This window comes from Maribacter sp. R77961, from assembly GCF_044594925.1.
Classification (GTDB): Bacteria; Bacteroidota; Bacteroidia; order Flavobacteriales; family Flavobacteriaceae; genus Maribacter.
In genome coordinates this window covers 2,292,671-2,311,300 of sequence record NZ_CP138991.1, presented here as the reverse complement: position 1 = coordinate 2,311,300, position 18,630 = coordinate 2,292,671, and the positions used below count along the sequence as shown (strand labels likewise).

16 protein-coding genes are annotated in these 18,630 nt (G+C 37.9%); 15 read left to right on the top strand and 1 reads right to left on the bottom strand.

Features of this window, described 5'->3' with window-relative positions; translation table 11 throughout:
• Positions 1–72 precede the first annotated feature (72 nt).
• From ruvA to SJY09_RS10140, 5 genes are all read left to right on the top strand, one after another.
• The gene (gene ruvA / locus SJY09_RS10160; protein WP_396635608.1) at positions 73–654 is read left to right on the top strand and encodes a Holliday junction branch migration protein RuvA; all 582 of its coding nucleotides are present in this window, start codon (positions 73–75) and stop codon (positions 652–654) included.
• An 80-nt stretch (positions 655–734) separates the two neighbouring features.
• Positions 735–7,838, top strand: a complete 7,104-nt coding sequence (gene sprA / locus SJY09_RS10155; protein WP_396635607.1) for a cell surface protein SprA — start codon at positions 735–737, stop codon at positions 7,836–7,838.
• Between the two features lie 152 nt (positions 7,839–7,990).
• Positions 7,991–8,371 carry a glycine cleavage system protein GcvH gene (gcvH, locus tag SJY09_RS10150; RefSeq protein ID WP_396635606.1) on the top strand — a complete coding sequence of 127 codons (381 nt, stop codon included), beginning with the start codon at positions 7,991–7,993 and terminating at the stop codon, positions 8,369–8,371.
• 37 nt (positions 8,372–8,408) lie between these two features.
• The gene (locus tag SJY09_RS10145; RefSeq protein WP_396635605.1) at positions 8,409–8,756 is read left to right on the top strand and encodes a VanZ family protein; all 348 of its coding nucleotides are present in this window, start codon (positions 8,409–8,411) and stop codon (positions 8,754–8,756) included.
• A 62-nt stretch (positions 8,757–8,818) separates the two neighbouring features.
• Entirely contained in the window at positions 8,819–9,523 is a 705-nt protein-coding gene (locus SJY09_RS10140; RefSeq protein WP_396635604.1) for an energy transducer TonB, read from the top strand.
• 78 nt (positions 9,524–9,601) lie between these two features.
• On the opposite strand, the gene SJY09_RS10135 is transcribed toward SJY09_RS10140, so the two are convergent.
• A complete protein-coding gene (locus tag SJY09_RS10135) occupies positions 9,602–10,492 on the bottom strand; it encodes an MBL fold metallo-hydrolase (protein WP_396635603.1) in 891 nt (296 codons plus the stop codon).
• A 114-nt stretch (positions 10,493–10,606) separates the two neighbouring features.
• On the opposite strand from SJY09_RS10135, the gene cyoE reads away from it, so the two are divergent.
• The 10 genes from cyoE (at position 10,607) to SJY09_RS10085 (ending at position 18,599) form a co-directional block, all read left to right on the top strand.
• Complete coding sequence (gene cyoE, locus SJY09_RS10130; protein WP_396635602.1) at positions 10,607–11,509, top strand: heme o synthase; 903 nt, start codon at positions 10,607–10,609, stop codon at positions 11,507–11,509.
• A 12-nt stretch (positions 11,510–11,521) separates the two neighbouring features.
• Entirely contained in the window at positions 11,522–12,103 is a 582-nt protein-coding gene (locus SJY09_RS10125) for a heme-copper oxidase subunit III (RefSeq protein ID WP_396635601.1), read from the top strand.
• A 98-nt stretch (positions 12,104–12,201) separates the two neighbouring features.
• Positions 12,202–13,266 carry a cytochrome c oxidase subunit 3 gene (locus SJY09_RS10120; RefSeq protein ID WP_396635600.1) on the top strand — a complete coding sequence of 355 codons (1,065 nt, stop codon included), beginning with the start codon at positions 12,202–12,204 and terminating at the stop codon, positions 13,264–13,266.
• Positions 13,267–13,316: 50 nt separating this feature from the next.
• On the top strand, positions 13,317–13,700 hold the full coding sequence (locus SJY09_RS10115) for a cytochrome C oxidase subunit IV family protein (protein ID WP_396635599.1): 384 nt from the start codon (positions 13,317–13,319) through the stop codon (positions 13,698–13,700).
• Between the two features lie 125 nt (positions 13,701–13,825).
• Positions 13,826–14,458 (top strand): hypothetical protein, encoded by a 633-nt coding sequence (locus tag SJY09_RS10110; protein WP_396635598.1) that lies wholly within the window; start codon positions 13,826–13,828, stop codon positions 14,456–14,458.
• On the top strand, positions 14,458–15,183 hold the full coding sequence (locus tag SJY09_RS10105) for an SCO family protein (protein ID WP_396635597.1): 726 nt from the start codon (positions 14,458–14,460) through the stop codon (positions 15,181–15,183). Before SJY09_RS10110 ends, SJY09_RS10105 begins: the two co-directional genes overlap by 1 nt.
• A gap of 4 nt (positions 15,184–15,187) precedes the next feature.
• The gene (locus SJY09_RS10100) at positions 15,188–15,718 is read left to right on the top strand and encodes a DUF420 domain-containing protein (protein WP_396635596.1); all 531 of its coding nucleotides are present in this window, start codon (positions 15,188–15,190) and stop codon (positions 15,716–15,718) included.
• Between the two features lie 8 nt (positions 15,719–15,726).
• Positions 15,727–15,942 (top strand): hypothetical protein, encoded by a 216-nt coding sequence (locus SJY09_RS10095; RefSeq protein ID WP_396635595.1) that lies wholly within the window; start codon positions 15,727–15,729, stop codon positions 15,940–15,942.
• 115 nt (positions 15,943–16,057) lie between these two features.
• Positions 16,058–17,308, top strand: coding sequence for an ABC transporter permease (locus tag SJY09_RS10090; RefSeq protein WP_396635594.1), 1,251 nt, complete (start codon positions 16,058–16,060; stop codon positions 17,306–17,308).
• 34 nt (positions 17,309–17,342) lie between these two features.
• A complete protein-coding gene (locus SJY09_RS10085) occupies positions 17,343–18,599 on the top strand; it encodes an ABC transporter permease (protein ID WP_396635593.1) in 1,257 nt (418 codons plus the stop codon).
• Positions 18,600–18,630: the final 31 nt, after the last annotated feature.

Here is an 18,630-nt window from a genome sequence, read left to right as displayed (position 1 = left end):
GTCTAAAGGCAATCGTTAAACATTGAACTTGAACTTGAACTTGAGCTTAATTTTTGAACCTGAATTTAACCAATGATTCATCACCTTAAAGGAAAATTAGTAGAAAAGAACCCTACCGACGTAGTTATAGAATGCGCTGGGGTAGGGTATTTCGTTAATATCTCCTTACATACTTTTTCTAAGATTCAAGAAGGTGAATTAATCAGTCTGTACACACATCTACAGGTAAAAGAAGATTCCCATACCTTGTTCGGTTTCGCTGAGAAATCGGAAAGAGAAATATTTCGTTTATTATTATCGGTTTCGGGCATTGGTGCCAGTACTGCAAGAACTATGTTGTCCTCTCTAAGTCCTGCACAAATTAGAGATGCTATTGCCAACGGAGATGTACCCACTATCCAAAGCATAAAAGGTATCGGCGCTAAAACCGCTCAGCGAGTAATTTTAGATTTAAGGGACAAGGTTTTAAAAGTGTATGATATAGACGAAGTTTCCCTAACTCAAAACAATACAAATAAAGATGAAGCGTTATCTGCTTTAGAGGTTCTAGGATTTGCTAGAAGACAAGCCGAAAAGGTTGTAGATAAGGTAATCTCCCAGGATTCATCTCTAAGCGTGGAAAACATAATAAAACTCGCGCTCAAAAATTTGTAACAAGTTTGAAACAAGGGGCAACAAAAATTCTTAAAATAACTTTTAAGTCAACTTTCCTATTCATTCTATTTTTTGCTTCAATGGCTGTGTCCATTGCACAGGAGACAGATGAGCAGGAGGTAGATTCTGTTAAGACAGGTTTTGATTTAGGTAAAATTGTCCTAGAGAATCCTGATAGTATCGTTTCCAAATATATATATGATGCAGAGCTAGATAGGTATATCTACAATGAAAGTGTGGGTAATTTTGATATTGGTTATCCTATAATTTTAACGCCTGCTCAGTATTATGATTTAATTAGAAAGGAAGGTATCAAGTCTTACTTTAAAGAAAAATCCGATGCTTATTCCGGTAAAAAAGAAGGTAGTGAGGAAGCCCGTAAAAATTTACTTCCCAATTTTTATGTCAATAATGATTTCTTTCAGTCTGTATTTGGAGGAAACACCATTGAGGTAATTCCACAGGGTTCTGTTGCAATGGACTTAGGTGTCATTTGGCAAAAGAATGATAACCCTGCATTGTCGCCAAGAAATAGAACAAACTTATCCTTTGATTTTGATCAACGTATTAGCTTAAGTATGCTTGGTAAAATCGGGGAACGATTGCAGGTTACTGCTAATTATGATACAGAGGCTACTTTTGATTTTCAGAATATCGTGAAGTTGGATTATACGCCTACTGAAGATGATATTATTAGAAAGATTGAAGTGGGTAATGTTAACATGCCACTAAATAGTTCTTTAATACAGGGTGCTCAGAGTTTGTTCGGGGTAAAAACCCAGTTGCAGTTTGGAAAAACAACGGTTACCGCAGTTTTTTCTGAACAACGCTCTCAAAATAATACCGTAGTCGCCCAGGGTGGTGGTACCATAAATGAGTTCAATATCACGGCTTTGGACTATGACGAGGATAAGCACTTCTTCTTGTCACAGTTCTTTAGGGATAGTTACGACCAAGCTTTGGCGCAATACCCCTATATACAGAGTCAAATACAGATTACTAGACTAGAGGTTTGGGTAACCAATAGAAGCCAGCAAACCCTTAATGTGCGAAACGTTGTAGCTTTACAGGATTTAGGTGAAGCGGATGAGACAAAAACCCGTGTGGGTCAAAATAATGGTGCCGGAGCCGGATTTTTTAATAATATCGCCGATTTAAGGCCAAGGAACAACGCTAACGATTTTGATCCGGCGCTTATTGGGTCTGGAGGTGCGTTAACAGATAATATTAGAGATATAGCAACCGTTGAATCAGGATTCAATGCAGGTAGTTTTGCTGCAGGATATAATCCTAATCAAGGTTTTGACTACGCTATTTTAGAAAACGCTAGAAAGCTGGAACAGGGGCGCGATTATGATTTTAATACGCAACTAGGTTATGTTTCTCTGAACCAACGCCTAAGTAACGATGAGGTTTTGGCCGTTGCTTATCAGTATACTTTTCAAGGAGAAGTTTTTCAGGTTGGGGAGTTTGCGAACGGTGGTTTGGATGCCACTACCATATCAGGAGGTGCCAATCCTATTATTGAAAATAATACCTTGGTTTTAAAGCTTTTGAAAAGTAATATTACCAACATCAGTGATCCTATTTGGGATTTGATGATGAAGAATATTTATGCCACGGGCGCTTTTAGGTTAAGTCAGGAAGATTTTAAGATGAATATTCTGTATTCTGACCCTACACCGCGTAACTATATTACGCCAATTGAGGAAGGTCCGGGAACAGGTTGGCCAGATGGTTTACAGGAACGTATTCTTTTGGACGTCTTTAATCTAGACCGTTTGAACGTTTATAATGATATACAACCTGGGGGCGATGGTTTCTTTGATTTTATTCCGGGAATAACCATAGATACGCAAGGCGGGCGTATTGTGTTCACCAAGGTGGAGCCCTTTGGAGAGTTTCTTTTCCAAACCTTGGAAAATGGAAACGCGGACCAGTATAATAATCCATCGGCTTATAATGAAAATCAAAATCAGTACGTATTTAGGGATATGTACGAACTTACCAAGGCAGCTGCGCTACAAGACCCGGAAAAGAACAAGTTTCTATTAAAAGGTAGGTACAAAGCGGAAGGTAGTAACGGTATTCCTATAGGTGCATTTAATGTGCCTAGGGGTTCTGTTCGTGTTACGGCAGGCGGCAGGCAATTGCAGGAAGGTATTGATTATACGGTAAACTATCAGGCGGGTACGGTACAGATTTTAGATCCAAGTTTAGAGGCTTCTAACACTCCAATTAATATCTCTGTGGAGAACAATGCGGTCTTTGGGCAACAAACCAGGCGTTTTACCGGGATTAATGTGGAGCATCAGATTAACGAAAACTTTGTATTAGGCGGTACACTTTTAAACTTGAACGAAAGACCATTGACCCAAAAATCAAACTTCGGGGTAGAACCCGTAAATAATACCATTTTTGGACTAAACGGTAATTTCTCTACTGAGGTTCCTTGGTTAACAAGGATGGTAAACAAACTCCCGAACATAGATACGGACGTTCCTTCGAATGTGTCGGTCCGGGCGGAAGTAGCTTGGTTAAAACCTAATTCGCCCAAAAATGCAGATTTTCAAGGAGAAACAACGACGTATTTAGATGATTTCGAAGGTGCGCAAGCATTAATAGATATTAGGGCTTCGTTGGGCTGGACGCTAGCAAGTACACCTTTAGAATTTGCTCCTGGCGGGCAATTAGCAGGTAGCTCGCCTGAAGATGATGCAAACCTGGAAAATGGTTTTGGAAGGGCAAAAATGGCTTGGTATACGATTGACCCTATTTTCTACACCAACCAAAGACCGGATGGTATTAGTGATAACGATATTTCTACAAACCCCACTCGTAGGGTATTTATAGATGAGGTTTTTCCTCAGGTAGATATTGCCCAAGGGCAAACTACGGTTCAGGGAACTTTGGATATGGCCTACTATCCCAATTTAAAAGGACCCTATAACAACAATCCTAATTTTACTAATGCACAACCCACAGAGAAATGGGGTGGTATTATGCGTTCTTTGAGTAGTACAAATTTTGAACAGGCCAATGTGGAATTTGTTCAATTTTGGGTGTTAGACCCTTATGTTGACGGAGAAGCCACAACGGCAGGAGAGCTGGTATTGAACTTGGGAAATATTTCTGAGGACGTACTGCGTGATGGTAAGAAACAATATGAAAATGGACTTCCCGGTGTCGATAGCAACGATTTCGTAGCACCTACTTCTTGGGGTGAGGTTCCTGCAACACAATCTTTAGTCTATGCCTTTGATGCGAGTGAGCCAAATAGAGCTTTACAAGATATCGGTTTTGATGGTTTAAACGATGCGGCGGAGGCGGCCATTTACGATAGTAATCCCGCGGAAGATCCTGCTTTGGATAATTATCAGTATTACTTGAACAGGGAAGGAGGAATTCTAGAACGTTATCTAGATTTTAATAATCCTGATGGAAACTCTCCCGTACAGGTGACCAACACCAATCGTGGTTCTACCACTTTACCCGATGTGGAGGATATTGATAGGGATTTGACCATGAACACGGTCAACAGTTATTATGAATATCGTGTTGAAATAAAACCGAACACCACTATTAACGATAAGTACGTTACAGATATCAAAGAAGGTATTACACCGGAATTACCTAATGGTGATCAGTTAAACCGAAGATGGATACAGTATAAAATTCCTTTGAGTGATTTCACCGATGCCGTAGGAGGAATAACGGATTTTAGGTCCATTAGTTTTATGCGTATGTATATGACGGGCTTCAATAGTCCAACAGTTTTACGTTTTGCTACGCTAGATTTAGTGCGTGGAGATTGGAGAACGTATACAAAAACGCTTCAAGATGTGGATATCGATGATAATCCTGCAGATGATGGTACTACCTTGGATGTGAATACGGTTAATATTGAGGAAAATAGTGGTAGAATTCCAATTCCGTATGTATTACCTCCAGGCGTTGTCCGGGAACAGTTGAACAATAATAACACTATTATCCGCCAGAATGAACAGTCACTTTCCTTGCTGGTCGAAAATTTAGAGGCAGAAGATTCAAGAGGAGTTTTCAAGAACTTAAATATCGATATCAGGCAATACAAGAATTTAAAGATGTTCATGCATGCGGAAAAAATAGTGGATAGTGATTATGCAGATAGCTCTACACCACTAGTTGGTTTCCTACGAATGGGTACTGATTTTTCACAGAATTTCTACCAAATAGAATTGCCTTTGCAGTTTACGCCGTTCAATGCGGTTTCGGAAAGTGAAATATGGCCAGAGGTTAATGAAATGGATATTGACCTTAGTGATTTAAATAAGGTTAAATCACTCTGGATACAAGGCGGAGATTTGAGTGAGGTGCGTTTCTTTGAAGTGGAGAACGGAGAGGTTTTCCCCGTAAACGAATTTGATGTGCGTACTCCTGGTAGAATTCGTATAGGTATAAGGGGTAATCCGTCCTTGGGAAGTATCAGAAGTATTATGGTAGGTATTAAGAACCAAGACAATCTTCCTGCAAGGGGAGAGGTGTGGTTCAATGAATTGCGTTTGGCAGGTTTGGACAATAATGGTGGTTATGCGGCAGTAGCTGCTATTGATGCTAATATTGCCGATTTTGCAAACGTAACGGCCACAGGGAGCACAAGTACTTCAGGTTTTGGGTCTATAGACCAGATGCCTAATGAGCGTGCGCGTGAAGATGCTACCTCTTATGATGTGGTGACCAACGTTAATGTCGGGCAATTACTTCCTAAGAAATGGGGTATACAACTACCATTTAACTATGGTATTTCTGAACAGGTCATTACACCTGAATTTGACCCCGTATACGATGATTTAAAACTTGATGATTTGATAGATGCTGCCCCTGATGAGGAGGCTGCCGATGAAATAAGAGAACAAGCTGAAGATTATACCAAGAGAACTAGTTTTAATTTAATTGGTGTTCGTAAGGATAGGGGCGAAGAAGCTGATGAGAATTTCTATGATATAGAGAACTTTACCTTTAATTATTCCTATAACGAAACGGAACATAGAGATTTTGAGATTGCCGAATTACGTGATCAAAACGTAAACACGGGCTTTGTATACAGCCATAGTTTTGACCCTCTTGAGGTGGCTCCTTTTGCCAAGAAAGACTCTTTATTTAACGGTAGATACTGGAAGTGGTTGAAGGATTTAAATCTAAATTTATTACCAGCCAGCGTTTCACTGAACTCAAATATTAATAGACAGTTCAATGCACAGCGTTTTAGAGATGTAAGGGAGGAAGGCGTAGATCGTTTAGAACTTCCAGAACTACAGCAACGTAACTATTTGTTCAACTGGCAATATGCTGTTAATTATAATTTAACGAAATCATTACGGCTAAATCTTACGGCTTCTAATAATAACATTGTTAGAAATTATTTTGAGGAAGATGGTAATCCAAGGTCTGATATTGATGAAACCCTAGGTCTATGGGACGGCTTTTTTGACATAGGGGAACCCAATAGGCACTCCCAAGAGATGCAGCTAAATTATGAACTTCCATTTGCTAAAATCCCTGCATTGGATTTTATCAACGCACAGTATACCTATACCAGTAATTTTGACTGGCAGCGTGGAGGTGATGCACTTGCAGAAGTGGCTCAGATTGCCTTAAATGATCCTAATGCGCAAATAAATACTATCCAAAATGCCAACACGCATGCGCTCACCGCGTCGTTGACCATGCAAAAGTTCTACGACCTTATTGGTCTTAAGAAAAGGGAAAAGGCAACGAAGCGAAGTTCCGGACCAATCCGTAGGGATAAGGCGGGTATCTTAGCTGATGGAGAAGAAAAAGTTGAGAAAAAAACCAGCGGTTTGTTCAATACGGTGGTTGATGTATTGACCATGGTAAAACGATTGAACATCAACTACAACGAAAATAACGGTACGGTATTACCAGGGTACACACAATCTGTAGGATTCATAGGTACCGCAAGACCAACTATAGGTTTTGTATTTGGAAGTCAGGCAGATGTACGCTTTGAAGCTGCTAGAAATGGATGGTTAACCGCATTTCCGGAATTTAATGAGCAGTTTATCAAAAGAACCAATAAGCAATTGAATATTACGGCTACCGCCCAGCCTACGAGAGATTTAACTATTGATTTGGTCGCCGACAGGCAATTTTCTAATAGCTATCAGGAGAACTTCAATATTGATTTGGATGCGGCAGAACCTTACCAAGTGCAATTAGGCAATAATTTTGGAAGCTTTAGTATTTCTACCATGATGATTGGTACTGCTTTTGGAAAAAGTGACGAATTCGATTCCTCTAATTTTCAAAAATTCAAGGACAATAGAATTACTATCGCCAATCGTTTGGTATCAGATAGGGGAGAAGCTCCAGGCACTTTAGATGCGGATGGTTTTCCTGAACGTTATGGTAAAACACAACAAGATGTGTTATTGCCTGCATTCTTTGCAGCATACACAGGGCAAGATGTGGATAGGGTAAATTTAGATGCCTTTAGGGATATTCCAATTCCAAACTGGAATGTTAAGTTTACGGGTTTAATGAAAAACAAATGGTTCAAAAAGAAATTCAAACGTTTTTCTTTACAGCATGGGTATAGAGCTTCGTACAGTATAAATTCTTTCCAAACAAACCTTGAAAAAGAGAACGGGGCAATTGATTTGGAGACTTTGGATGTTCTGCCTGATAATATCATTAACAATGTGGTGCTAACCGATCAGTTTAATCCGCTAATGCGTGTAGATTTTGAGATGAAAAATTCCGTGAGTGTATTGGCGGAGGTAAGAACGGATAGAGCTTTGTCCCTTAGTTTTGACAATAATTTAATGACGGAAATTAACGGAAAAGAATACACCGTAGGTTTAGGATACCGGATAAAGGATGTGAAATTCGTGACCAATATTGGAGGGAATAAAACGCGATTAAAAGGAGATTTAAACTTAAAGGCAGATGTTACCCTTAGGGATAATATCACCATCATTAGAAATTTAGATATTGACAATAACCAAATAACATCGGGACAGAATTTATTATCTATTAAGTTTACGGCGGATTATGCGCTAAGTAAACAATTGAACGCCTTGTTCTTTTACGATCACTCCTTTTCTCAATTTGCTGTGTCTACGGCCTTTCCACAGACTACTATCAATGCAGGGTTTACACTACGGTATAATTTTGGTAACTAAAAATCTGGATAAACTGATTATCATTTTAGAAAGTGATAGTGACATTGTCCCTTTATAAAAATTAGGTAGTTTTATTTGTCGTTTAATTTTAAACTTCCATTTGAATACTTTTCAAGAATAATTTACATTTGTTCAAATTCAAAACAGACATAATGAATACACCATCAGAATTAAAATATACAAAGGATCATGAATGGGTAAAGATAGATGGTGATATTGCCACTGTTGGGATTACTGATTTTGCCCAAGGAGAACTTGGAGACATCGTTTATGTGGAAGTGGATACCTTGGACGAGTCATTGGACAGGGAAGAGGTCTTTGGTACGGTTGAAGCTGTTAAGACGGTTTCTGACTTGTTTTTGCCACTCTCGGGTGAAATTATAGAATTTAACGAGTCACTAGAAGATGAACCTGAAAAAGTAAACACTGACCCCTACGGTGATGGATGGATGGTGAAGATAAAGTTCAGCGATGAAAGCGAGTTAGATGATTTGCTTAGTGATGAAGATTACAAAGCCCTTGTTGGTGCTTAAAAAAATCGTATTCAGATTAGGATTTATAAGCTGGTTAATGTTTGTAACATTTTCCAGCTTATCTTCTTTTGAGGGGGCAGACCTCTCCTATTTTAATATCCCTTATTTTGATAAAATGGTCCATTTCGGATTCTATTTTATTTTAGTCGTCCTAGGGGTATTTGCATTGAAGGAGCAATTTAAAAATCGTTTAAAACTTTATAAATGCCTTGTTTCAGCGCTAATTTTCGCTATTACCTATGGCATAATTATTGAGGTATTACAAGCAATGTTTACGGTGAATAGGGAAGGAGATGTTTTAGATGCAATAGCCAATACTGTAGGGGCCTTGTCCGGAACGATGGCTAGCAAGGTGTTGTTTTCAGGCAAATGGCCGTTAAAATGAAAATTTTAATTGCATAATTATGATTTTATTAGTTAAATTAGCAATCACAAAATTGAAGATATATGGAACCTAAAAAGAATCCTAAAGCGGACTTAACAAAAAATAGTAGTCTCTATTTTGTAATTGGTCTGTTTGCCGTAATGCTGTTTACTTATGTAGCATTTGAATGGAAAACGTACGATGAGAACAATGATTATGACATTTCTATGAATGTGGATGATTTATTGGATGAAGAAGTTCCAATGACGGAGCAAATAAAAACACCACCACCGCCACCGCCACCGGCCGCACCTGAAATTATAGAGGTTGTAGAAGATGAAGAAGAGGTTGAGGAAACCGTTATTGAGTCTACGGAGACCAGTCAAGAGGAAGAAATTATGGAGGTCGAAGATGTTGAGGTGGAGGAAATGGAAGAAGATGTTGATGTTCCTTTCGCCGTGATTGAAAATGTTCCTGTTTTTCCGGGTTGTGAAAAGGAAAGTAATAAAAGAGCTTGTTTTAATAAAATGATGCAGAAGCATATTAGTAAAAACTTCCGTTATCCAGAAATTGCTCAAGAAATGGGTGTTCAAGGAAGGGTTAATATTATGTTTGTTATTCAAAAGGACGGTAGTATTGGTAATGTTAGAATGCGTGGTCCAGACAAGAATCTAGAAAAAGAGGCGGCAAGAATTATTGGTAAATTACCAAGGATGACACCGGGTAAACAAAGAGGTAGGGCAGTACGTGTACCTTTCAGTATTCCGATTACATTTAAGCTACAGTAAAAGTTGTAATCCTTTAAAATATAAAAAGCTCGAATCCTGGATTCGAGCTTTTTTTTTGATAATTATTGGGATTGGGCTTTAATCTTGCGTTCCCGCTTTCAGGCTATTGTAAAAAGTAGCTCTTATTTTCTCTGGATTAATGAAACCACCACCATGTGTAGCGTCATAAGCGCTTGTTATTTGTTTGTCACTTTGCACCTCTTCAAGTGTTTTACCTTCCTTAATAGCTTTTAGCACATTTGTCTTGATAATCTCCAACATGGTAGTGTACGAGGCTAGTTCTTTTTGAGATGACGGTCTGCCATGACCTGGAATTATTTTTGTATCATCATTAATAAGCAATAGCGCCTTTTTATGTGCACTAATATAGCCATCTACGCTTCCTCCACTTTTTAAGTCTATATAAGGGTATCTTCCAGAAAAGTAGGTGTCTCCCATGTGTAGTACATTGTTCTTCGTAAAATATATCATTGCATCCCCATCTGTATGCGCATTGTGCACGTGAAAGGCAATTATGGTTTCATCTGCATCATACAAGGTAATGTCTTCGGAGAAAGTGATTTCCGGTAAGATTTCAACACCAAGTTCGGGTTTTTCAGCTAATTTAGTTGATAGGCTGCTTCGTACATTATCATGGGCAATCAATATCGTTTCTTTATTATTAAAATTTATATTGCCTCCCGTATGATCCCCATGCATGTGTGTGTTAAATAGAAAAGCTATGGGCTTGGAAGTTATAGAAGAGATGGCGGTCTTAATTTTAGGACTCAGTCTTTCAAATTGATCATCTATCATATATACTTTTTCTCCTCCTACGTAAATGCCAATATTTCCTCCTTGACCGGTTAGCATATAAATGTCATTGGATAGATTGTCTACGGTAATAACAACTTCATTTTGCTGTGCTGTAACATTTAGGAATCCTAATAGGAAGAAAACAAGGAAATAAAGCGAATCTATTTTTTTCATCGGGTAGTATTTAAGTGAATAAGCTATCTTCTTTCAAATATAACAGAAATAGCTGTGTTTGGTTGCAGGGATATGGTATGGAGGTTATCTTTGTAATCTTATTTTTTCTTAACGATGAAGACCGCAGTTAGTTCAGCAAAAAGCAATTCATTTGCGTTAGTTTTTGCTGATTTTAAGGAGATTACAAAAGCTAGGCTAGCCATAAGCGTGGTCTTTTCTTCCGTAGCCGGATATTTCTTAGGTGCTTATGAGTTAAGCATGGTGTCTATTCTTCTTTTGGCCTTTGGAGGTTATTGTATGGTTGGGGCCAGCAATGCGTATAACCAGGTTATAGAAAAAGATTTGGATGCTTTAATGAGTAGAACCAAGAATAGGCCAATTCCCGCTGGTAGAATGAGTGCCAAAACTGCAATGGCTATTGCAATTGTACTTACTATTCTCGGTGTCATTTCATTATATTTTTTAAACCCTAAAACAGCGATGTTCGGGGCAATTTCGATATTCCTTTATACCAGTGTATATACACCCTTAAAGACAAAAACCCCATTAGCGGTATTTGTCGGTGCCTTTCCAGGTGCTATCCCGTTTATGTTGGGTTGGGTGGCTGCCACGAACGATTTTGGAATTGAACCGGGGACTTTGTTCATGATTCAGTTTTTTTGGCAATTCCCACACTTTTGGGCTTTAGGTTGGATGTTGGACGATGATTATAGAAAAGGAGGGTTTAAAATGCTTCCTACCGGTAAAAAAGATAGAGGTACAGCTTTACAGATAATAATGTATACCATTTGGATGATGGTCATCAGCATAATTCCCGTATTCGGGATTACAGGTAGGTTAACCCTGTCCATTCCTGCTGCCGTGCTCATATTTTTAATGGGAGGGGTAATGTTGTATTTCGCGCTCCAATTATATAGTAAAAGAGACAATGTCTCAGCTAGGAAATTAATGTTGGCAAGTGTTACCTATATCACGCTTATGCAAGTGGTATATGTAGTCGATAAATTTATTGCTTAAGAAAAAGAACATATGGATTTAACTCAAGGTACCGTTAAGGAAAAGAACGACAGAGCTAAGAAAATGATGCTTTGGTTCGGAATTGTGAGTCTGCTAATGGGTTTTGCAGGGTGGACAAGCGCATATATCGTAAGTAGCTCACGAGAAGACTGGGCTAGTGATGTTGACTTACCAAGTACTTTTTACATTAGTACATTGGTCATTATCATAAGTAGTCTTACTTACATACTAGCTAAAAATGCAGTCAAAAAAGATAAGCAGTCATCCGCTGGTATATGGTTGTTGGTTACGCTTGGCTTGGGCATTGCTTTTATTTTTCTCCAATTCAGTGGTTTCTCACAAATGGTGGCAGAAGGATATTATTTTACTGGCCCAACAAGTAGTATTAAAATGTCCTATGTGTTTTTGATAGCTATGGTTCACATAATCCATGTTGTCGCGGGTATGATTTCTTTATTGGTGGTATTATACAATCAAAAGAGAGGAAAATATTCGTCAAAGGAATACTTAGGAATAACATTAGGTGCTACATTTTGGCACTTTTTAGACCTGTTATGGGTGTACTTATTGGTATTTATGACCTTTGTTAAATAATAATTCTAATTATTACGAGTTTTGAATACATTTCAGCTTTTATATAGGTTGAAAAAAATGTAAATTTGCTAAAGTTTTATTAAAACGATATTTAATTTATGGATACTACGGTTACAACGGCAACAGAAGAAAACGTTTGGGGAGGCGGCAACAAGCCTTTAGGGGCGAGTTACGGTAAGTTAATGATGTGGTTTTTCCTTGTTTCGGATGCACTGACTTTCTCTGGATTTTTGGCTGCGTATGGTTTCTCGAGATTTAAATTTATTGAGACCTGGCCAATTGCAGATGAGGTTTTTACTCACTTTCCCGGATTTCACGGTGTTGAAGCTCCAATGTATTACGTAGCCTTTATGACATTCGTTTTAATTATGTCTTCGGTAACAATGGTTTTAGCTGTTGATGCCGGTCATAAGATGAAGAAGAACGCTGTTATCTGGTATATGTTCGCCACTATTATTGGCGGTGCAATCTTTGTTGGTTCACAAGCTTGGGAATGGGCAACATTTATACAGGGGGATTACGGTGCTTTAGAAACAAAAGGTGGGAGAATTCTTCAATTTGTGAATGCAGATACAGGCAAAAGAGCTGCAATCAGAGATTTTGCTACGGTTATACCTGGAGACAGGGTCGCCCATGAGAAGAAGAACGGTATTTGGTATTATGACGAAGGTACCAGGACTACTTTTAATTTAAATGAAGTTGTAGCTGGGTTTAAAGCAAATTCAAATATAGTTATTCGTACGGAATCTATTCTTCCGGACATTAATGAATTAAAGGCCTCAGATAGACCTAAAGACATAGCTATGGCGGCTAGATTTGAAAGTGAAGTTGCTAATATTGATGGAATTGGTGAAAAAGCTGTTCTTACAAGAGAGGCATCACTATCCAAATTAAATGATGCTGTAATGGTTGTAGAAGGCGCTAACCTTGTCCGTAACGAATATGGAAGTCGTTTATTTGCAGATTTCTTTTTCTTTATTACTGGTTTTCACGGATTTCACGTTTTTTCAGGTGTACTTATAAACCTTATCATTTTCTTTAACGTTGTTATAGGAACGTATGAGAAGAGAGGACATTATGAAATGGTAGAAAAGGTTGGTCTTTACTGGCACTTTGTAGACTTGGTTTGGGTATTTGTATTCACGTTCTTTTATTTGGTATAAAAATCGCTTATCAATCTGATTATAAAAAATTATAAAATAGTAATAGTAGAATGGCACACGAACATAAACTAGAGATTTTTAGAGGTTTATTAAAATTCAAATCAAACACACAAAAGATTTGGGGCGTACTTATATTTCTAACCTTGGTTACCATTGTAGAAGTTGTCCTTGGTATTTTGAAACCGGCGTCTCTTACGGATACCTATTTTTTAGGTATGAAATTATTAAACTGGATATTCATTATTCTAACGCTTGTAAAAGCATATTATATAGCTTGGGATTTTATGCACTTAAGAGATGAAAAAAGTTCCTTAAGAAGAGCTATTGTTTGGACACCAATATTTTTGGTCATATATCTTGTCTTTATACTACTAGTTGAGGCAGATTACATCTACAACGTCTACAAAGATGGTTTTGTAAGTTGGAATTTCTAAGATATAATTAACAGATAAAAAAGACGGTTTAAACACCGTCTTTTTTATTTTTGTAATGTTTTGAGAAGCATAGTTTTTTGGGGTGGGAGCCCTCTCTATCTTATTAAAAATAGTATTCGTAATCGATGAAAAAAACTTTTGTACTTATTGTACTTTTCGTGTTGCCCATCATAGCATATCTTTTTTTTGCTTCGGGTGTTAATAATTTTGGAAGACTACCAACACTCACGGAAGGTGTCATTGAAATAGATTTTCCTGATAATCAAGTAAAGTTCAGTAACAATATTACTGTTCTTGGTTTTTTGGGTAAAGAGGTAGAGCGTAAGAAAGGAAACGCTTTTAATCTGAACCAGAAAATCTATAAACGTTTTAGTGAGTTTAGAGATTTTCAATTTGTAATGATAATGCCTAAGGGGACGGAGGATAAAGTTGAAGCACTTAAAACCGAACTATCGGCTTTAGCCGATGTCTCTAAATGGAAGTTTGTTTTTTTAGGGCCAGGGATGATCCATGAACTCTTCAGTAGTTTAGAAACAGACCTTAAGCTAGATGATAATTTAGGAACTCCCTATGTTTTCATTATTGATAAAGAAAGAAATTTAAGAGGTAGAACCGAGGATGAGGACGAAGGAACAAAATTTGGATTTAATACAAACTCGGTTGCCGACCTTAATAACAAGATGGAGGATGATGTGAAAATTATCCTTGCAGAATACAGGTTGGCGCTTAAAAAGAATAATGCAAACCGAGCGAAATAGTGAATAAGAAATACACCTATGTTTGGGTTTCCTTAATAGTTTTGATTTTTGGAATTATCACAGTTCCCAGAATTGTTGATCGTCTGAAGTCGGGTACTGTAGTTGAAAATGATAGAATGAACAGTCCTATGACCAAGAAAGGACTTAGTTACATTTTACAGAATAAAAAAAAGCGTAAAGTTCCTCCGTTTCAATTTTTGAATCAAGATAGTGTACTGGTATCCAATAGAGATTATATAGGTAAGGTATATGTTGTAGAATTCTTTTTTACTTCTTGTCCCAGTATATGCCCTATTATGACCAAAAACTTAGTGTCATTACAAGACTACTTTAAGAACAGTGAGGACTTTGGTGTTGCCTCATTCTCGATAACCCCACAATATGATACACCTAAGGTGCTGAGGGCGTATGCCGATAAGTATGGCATAAATGATGAGGACTGGAATTTAATGACAGGCGATAAGGATGCCATTTATAATCTAGCCAATAGCGGCTTCAATATTTTTGCTGCAGAAATGCCAGATGCTCCAGGAGGTTTTGAGCATTCCGGTTTGTTCGCTTTAGTCGATAGGCAAGGTTATCTGCGTTCCAGGCTGGATAAATTTGGTAATCCCATAGTATATTATCGTGGGGCCATTTCTGAGGAAATGGGAGAGAATAGTCAGGGAGAAAAGGAGGAAATAAGTGTTTTGAGGGAAGATATTTTAAAATTGTTAGAAGAATAGAATAATGGCGAGCATTTCAAAAGAGAAAAGATTTAATAGCATAATCACCGTTATTTCCATTGTGATACCGGTTGTTGTAGCATTACTTTTTACGGTTAAAATACCAAATGTAGAGCCTTTGTCATTTTTACCGCCAATATACGCCACCATTAATGGTTTAACAGCGGTGTTCTTATTGTTTGCCGTTTGGGCCATTAAGCAGGGCAGGGAGAAATTACATCAAAATACAATGACGTTGAATGTAGCATTATCTCTTTTATTTTTGATAATGTATATAGCTTACCATATGACATCGGATTCTACTTCCTATGGGGGAGAGGGTTTTATCAAATATGTGTATTATTTTATTTTGATTACACATATCATATTATCCATTGCAATAGTGCCATTAGTTCTTAGAACCTATGCAAAAGCTTATTTAAAGGATTTTGATGGGCATAGGGCTTTAGCTAAGTACACCTTTCCCATTTGGCTCTATGTGGCCGTTACCGGAGTTATTGTTTATCTAATGATATCACCATATTACATCCATTAGACCGCATCATGAAAAAAAAGTTGATTTTCTTATTGGTAATTAGTTTCCTTTTAGTGCCCGAAATTACAGAGGCACAGTGCGCTATGTGTAGGGCAGTTCTTGAAAGTGAATCAACTGGGAACGCTGCTAAGGGTATCAATAATGGCATCGTTTATTTAATGGCTATTCCCTATATTCTGGTAGCAGGGCTCTTTTATTTTATCTACCGCAAAATGCGTTCTTAACACAATTTTAAAGTTTTAACACTTTTTTTATTCTTAATCTGTAACATTGTACAAGATAGGTAGTCTTATCTATGTGCGATATTTAATATCGCATTCATCAATCAAAACCAATCACATGTTCGACATTGAAAGATGGCAAGAAATTTTCGATACTATTCGGAAAAATAAATTGCGGACCTTCCTTACAGGATTATCTGTAGCCTCAGGTATCTTTATACTAGTTATTTTATTGGGTTTTGGTCAAGGTATGCAAAATGGTATATCTGCAGAATTTAAAGAAGATGCAGCTACTAGTATATGGGTATGGCCTAGAAGAACTACGGTAGAATATCAAGGGTTAAATCCGGGAAGACAGATTCAGTTGCGTAACGAGAATTTTGACATGGCTACAAGTGCATTTGAGGACGACTATGAAAAGGCTTCACTTTTGTATTTTCCAAGAAATGTTCAGGTAGTTTACAATAATGATTTGTTGGTATATCGTATACAGGGAACAAATGGAGACCTACAAACCATTGAAAACGAATACTTATCCGAGGGAAGATATATTAACGAGACGGACGTTGCTCAAAACGCAAAGGTCGCAGTCATCAGCAACAAGATTAAAAGAGAGGTGTTCTCTGAGGTGGATTCGCCAATTGGAGAATATATCACAATTTCTGGTGCGGGTTTTAGGATTGTTGGTGTTTTTGGAGAACATGGTGATAATGAAGGTGAGGAGGAGCGTATTTTCATTCCTATTACTACAGCACAAATTGCATTTAATGGTGGTGACCGTATTAATAATATGAATTTTATGCTTCCGGAGTTGGAAACTTTTGATGCTACCGTCGCTAAAAACGGAGAGTTCACAGCGGCACTCCTAAAATACCTAAAGAAATATCATAAAGTGGCGCCGGAAGATGACCGGGCTATTCGTATATGGAATCCGATTCAGGAGGCGAAACGTTATTATTCTTTAATAGGTGGTATAAAACTATTCTTCTGGGTTGTTGGCTTTTTTACCATTATAGCAGGTGTAGTCAGTGTCAGTAATATCATGCTTATAGTTGTTAAGGAAAGAACCCGGGAAATCGGCATTAGAAAAGCGCTGGGTGCAAAGCCCTGGTCCATTATTGGAATGATAATGCATGAAGCAATTTTTGTGACGGCAATAGCAGGGTTCACCGGACTCATTTTTAGTATGGGGCTCTTGGAGCTTCTTGGTCCCCATATACAAGTGGATTATGTACTTAACCCTTCGGTGAATTTTAATGTGGCACTTACTACGGTTATATTGTTAATTGTGGCAGGTAGCTTAGCAGGTTTCTTTCCTGCATGGAAAGCTGTTAGAGTACATGTTATAGAAGCTTTGCGAGACGAATAGAGTTTTTGGGGTAATAATTTTTAAACAATAAGTAATGTTCAATAAGGACCGTTGGAGAGAGATTTTAGAAGTGCTTTCTACAAATGTATGGAGAACTGTAGCCACTGCATTCGGTGTTGGTTGGGGAATATTCATATTGATAATTCTTTTAGCTGCTGGAAAAGGTCTCGAAAACGGTATACGACAAGATTTTAATGGTGTTGCAACAAATACCATGTTCATGTGGACACAGACTACAACTATGGCCCATCAAGGACTTCCAGAGGGAAGGAACTTTAATTTTAAATTATCAGATGTAGACCTTTTAAGGCGAAGTGTTCCTGAGTTACGTATCATATCACCTAGAAATAGTATGCGACAAACGGAGGGCGATAATGTTATCCGAGGATTAGAAAGTGGGCAATACCGGGTCTTCGGTGATTATCCGGAGATTATTGAACAAAACCCGATATACGCAGCCAAAGGCCGCTTTTTCAACCATAATGATATCAGGGCGAAACGGAAGGTTGTGGTCATTGGAGATGGTATACGACAGGATTTATACGAGGAAGGCGAGGACCCATTAGGCACCTACCTTAAGGTAAACGGTGTTAATTTTATGGTAGTAGGTACTTATAAGGAAAAGACGAGTGATGGAGGTGGACAAAATAGTGAACGCGAGATATTTATGCCTTTTACAACTTTTTCCCAAGCTTTTAATCGTGCCGATAATGTCGGTTGGATGGCGATAACGGCAAAAGATGGAAGCTCTATAAGTGATTTGAAAAATAAAGTAATCAGTACGGTCAAACAAAGCAGAAAGGTGCATCCAGATGATGAAAGAGCTATTGGTCATTTTGATTTGTATCAGCAATTTAATCGCGTGGAAAGTCTATTCGGAGCCTTAAAATTTGTGGCTTATTTTGTCGGTATATTGGTTTTATTATCTGGAATTATAGGTGTTAGCAATATCATGCTCATCGTTATAAAGGAAAGAACGAAGGAGATAGGAATCAGAAGGGCTCTAGGTGAAGACCCATGGTCTATTAGATTACAGATTTTAATGGAATCTATCTTTTTGACTATCATTTCAGGTATGGTGGGTATTATTTTTGGGGCACTTTCTATTTATGGTATCAATACCTTACTGGAATCCCTTGGTCCCGTAGATATGTTCCTTAATCCTAGTGTTAGTTTAGGTGTCGTAATCAGTGCCTTGGTCATACTAGTCGTATCTGGTCTTTTGGCAGGTTTTATTCCTGCAAATAGTGCCATACGAGTGCGACCTATTGAAGCGTTAAGAACGGAATAAAAACGAAATCAATTATATTAAACCAATCAAA

Coding starts and splice junctions, on each gene's coding strand:
- SJY09_RS10115 (WP_396635599.1), top strand. CDS start 13,317: ATGGCACACGAACATAAACTAGAGATTTTTAGAGGTTTATTAAAATTC.
- SJY09_RS10090 (WP_396635594.1), top strand. CDS start 16,058: ATGTTCGACATTGAAAGATGGCAAGAAATTTTCGATACTATTCGGAAA.
- gcvH (WP_396635606.1), top strand. CDS start 7,991: ATGAATACACCATCAGAATTAAAATATACAAAGGATCATGAATGGGTA.
- cyoE (WP_396635602.1), top strand. CDS start 10,607: ATGAAGACCGCAGTTAGTTCAGCAAAAAGCAATTCATTTGCGTTAGTT.
- sprA (WP_396635607.1), top strand. CDS start 735: ATGGCTGTGTCCATTGCACAGGAGACAGATGAGCAGGAGGTAGATTCT.
- SJY09_RS10120 (WP_396635600.1), top strand. CDS start 12,202: ATGGATACTACGGTTACAACGGCAACAGAAGAAAACGTTTGGGGAGGC.
- SJY09_RS10135 (WP_396635603.1), bottom strand. CDS start 10,492: ATGAAAAAAATAGATTCGCTTTATTTCCTTGTTTTCTTCCTATTAGGA.
- SJY09_RS10095 (WP_396635595.1), top strand. CDS start 15,727: ATGAAAAAAAAGTTGATTTTCTTATTGGTAATTAGTTTCCTTTTAGTG.
- ruvA (WP_396635608.1), top strand. CDS start 73: ATGATTCATCACCTTAAAGGAAAATTAGTAGAAAAGAACCCTACCGAC.
- SJY09_RS10140 (WP_396635604.1), top strand. CDS start 8,819: ATGGAACCTAAAAAGAATCCTAAAGCGGACTTAACAAAAAATAGTAGT.
- SJY09_RS10085 (WP_396635593.1), top strand. CDS start 17,343: ATGTTCAATAAGGACCGTTGGAGAGAGATTTTAGAAGTGCTTTCTACA.
- SJY09_RS10145 (WP_396635605.1), top strand. CDS start 8,409: ATGTTTGTAACATTTTCCAGCTTATCTTCTTTTGAGGGGGCAGACCTC.
- SJY09_RS10100 (WP_396635596.1), top strand. CDS start 15,188: ATGGCGAGCATTTCAAAAGAGAAAAGATTTAATAGCATAATCACCGTT.
- SJY09_RS10125 (WP_396635601.1), top strand. CDS start 11,522: ATGGATTTAACTCAAGGTACCGTTAAGGAAAAGAACGACAGAGCTAAG.
- SJY09_RS10110 (WP_396635598.1), top strand. CDS start 13,826: ATGAAAAAAACTTTTGTACTTATTGTACTTTTCGTGTTGCCCATCATA.